The sequence below is a fragment of the Caballeronia sp. SEWSISQ10-4 2 genome (assembly GCF_030464885.1).
In the GTDB taxonomy this organism is placed as follows: Bacteria; Pseudomonadota; Gammaproteobacteria; order Burkholderiales; family Burkholderiaceae; genus Caballeronia.
Genome location: NZ_JALPRJ010000193.1, coordinates 1 through 2667 on the forward strand (window position 1 = coordinate 1; position 2667 = coordinate 2667).

Consider the following 2667-nt stretch of genomic DNA (forward strand, 5'->3'; position numbering starts at 1 on the left):
ACAAGCCCGGTACAGTAACCCTTTAGGCCGGCGATCCGATCGGAATGACCCAACTGGGTATTCCGGGGCATCGTGACCGATGATTCCGGACGAACGTGACCGGCCATTCTGGTTCATCGTGACCGCCCATTCCGGGCGAACGTGACCGATTTCGGGGGGCTTCCGGAATCACTGGTCACGATGCCGGAATCATCGGTCATGATGCCGGAACGGCGTTGTACGGCGCAGGAATGATGTTACGCATATGAGCAACTGAGTGGGTACGCTTCCAGCTTTTTCGTCTGGAGACCGCGTGCCCGCACCAAGGATCAATATGCGTAAGATAAAAGACGTATTGCGTTTGAAGCTGGACGCCAAACTTTCGCACGAGCAGATTGCTGGCGCGCTGGGCATCTCCAAAGGCGTCGTCACCAAGTATGTGGGGCTCGCCGCGGCAGCGGGCCTGGACTGGCCTACGGTGCAAGATGCTGACGAGATCACGCTTGAGCGGCGACTGCTGGTGGCGCCCCAGAAGCCACGTAATCATGTCCAGCCGGACTATGGCCGCCTGCACCAGGAGTTGCGCCGTAAGGGCATGACGCTGATGCTGCTGTGGGAGGAATACCGGGCCGAGCACGCGGACCGCCAGACCTACGCCTACTCTCAGTTCTGCGACAACTATCGGCGCTTCGCCAGGCAGCTCAAGCGCTCGATGCGGCAGATTCACCGCGCGGGCGAGAAGCTGTTCATCGACTACGCCGGCCCCACCATCGCATTGACCGACGGCAGCCGGGCCCACATCTTCGTCGCCGCGATGGGTGCCTCCAGCTACACCTTTGCCTGTGCCACGCCGCGCGAGACGATGGCTGACTGGCTTGAATCAACGGCGCGCGCACTGAGCTTTTACGGCGGCGTGACCCAGCTCATCGTGCCTGACAACCCGCGTGCGCTGATCTCAGACGCCAACCGATACGAACCTCGCAGCAACGACACGGTGCTCGACTTCGCGCGCCACTACGGCACCTCGATTCTGCCGGCACGCCCCTATCATCCGCAGGACAAGGCGAAGGCAGAGTCGGCGGTGCAGATCGTCGAACGCTGGATCATGGCGCGCCTGCGTCATCAGCAGTTTGCCAGCGTGCATGAAGTGAATCAGGCTGTCGCGCCGTTGCTGACGCGGCTCAACGAGAAGCCGTTCCAGAAGCTGCCCGGCAGCCGTGCAAGCACCTTTGCCGCACTCGACGCGCCGGCCTTGCTGCCTTTGCCGTTGCAGCGCTATGAGATGGCGCGATTCAAGACCGTCAAGGCCCACATCGACTATCACGTCGAAGTCGAGCGGCATCGCTACAGCGTGCCGCATGCACTAGTCGGGCAAGTGCTGGAAGCGCGTATTACGATCGCGGTGGTCGAGCTCATGCATCGCGGGCAGCGAGTGGCCAGCCATGCGCGCAGCAGCCGGCACGGTGGCTTCACCACCACCGCCGCACACATGCCCGCCGCGCATCGCGCCCACATGGAGTGGACGCCGCAGCGACTAATCCACTGGGGTCAAAGTATCGGCCCGGCTACCGCCGAGGCGGTGACGCGATTGATGCAGGAGAACAAGCATCCCGAGCACGGCTACCGCGCCTGCCTGGGTTTGCTGTCGCTGGCTAAGCGCTTCGGCAAGCTCAGGCTTGAGGCGGGCTGCACGCTGGCATTGCAGATCGGCGCCTGCCAGTACCGCCATGTACGCGACATCCTGGTCAACAACCGTGACCAAAGCGCGCCAGCAACAGCCGGCGACTGGGTCAGCCCCAACCATGCCCACGTCCGCGGCCCCGGCTACTACCAATGAGGAATTCTGCAATGATGATGCACACTACTCTGGCGCAACTGCGTACCTTGAAACTGGACGGCCTGGCGACGGGCCTGGAAGAACAACTGACCCAGCCCGGCATGGCTGCGATGAGCTTCGAGGAACGCGTGGCGCTGCTGGTTGACCGCGAAGTACATTGCCGCAGCGACCGCAAGTTGCTGCGTCTGCTGAAGAACGCGCATCTGAAATATGCGCAGGCGGCCATCGAGGACATCGACGCTCGCTCGGGCCGCGGGATCGATCGGCGCGAGGTAATGAGCTTGGCATTGGGAGACTGGGTTAGTGCCGGCCACAGCGTCCTGATCACGGGTCCGACTGGCGCCGGAAAATCCTGGCTTGCCTGCGCACTGGCGCAACACGCCTGTCGTCGAGGACACTCCGCTATCTATCAGCGTGTACCCCGCCTGCAGGAAGAACTACGCATTCGGCACGGCAGCGGTGCCTTCGGCAAATGGCTTCTCCAGCTGGCCAAAACCGATGTGCTGGTCCTGGACGACTGGGGCATGGGCGCAATCGACAGCACGACCCGATCCGATCTCCTGGAAGTCATTGACGATCGCGCTGCCAACAAAGCCACGATCATTACGAGTCAATTACCAGTTGAGCATTGGCATGCCTGGATCGGCGACGCCACCATTGCCGACGCCATTCTCGACCGTATCATGCAGCGCCATCATCGATTTACGCTGACCGGCGACTCGCTGCGAACGGAACGACCAACAACCAGCAAAAAGGAGCAAACTATCGACCCATCGTGACCGCAGATATTACGATCTAATCGCGTAGCACCATCTCATGCGCAACGGTCACGTTCAGCCGGAATGAGCGGT

The 2667-nt window shown here is 61.7% G+C and carries 2 protein-coding genes; both read left to right on the forward strand.

The genetic code is table 11. The features are described 5' to 3' along the window. Positions 1 to 292: 292 nt before the first annotated feature. The gene (gene istA, locus M0D69_RS43510; protein WP_301787960.1) at positions 293 to 1816 is read left to right on the forward strand and encodes an IS21 family transposase; all 1524 of its coding nucleotides are present in this window, start codon (positions 293 to 295) and stop codon (positions 1814 to 1816) included. Between the two features lie 11 nt (positions 1817 to 1827). Continuing rightward, positions 1828 to 2595 carry an IS21-like element helper ATPase IstB gene (istB, locus tag M0D69_RS43515; protein ID WP_301787961.1) on the forward strand — a complete coding sequence of 256 codons (768 nt, stop codon included), beginning with the start codon at positions 1828 to 1830 and terminating at the stop codon, positions 2593 to 2595. Positions 2596 to 2667 lie beyond the last annotated feature (72 nt).

Coding starts and splice junctions, on each gene's coding strand:
- istB (WP_301787961.1), top strand. CDS start 1,828: ATGATGATGCACACTACTCTGGCGCAACTGCGTACCTTGAAACTGGAC.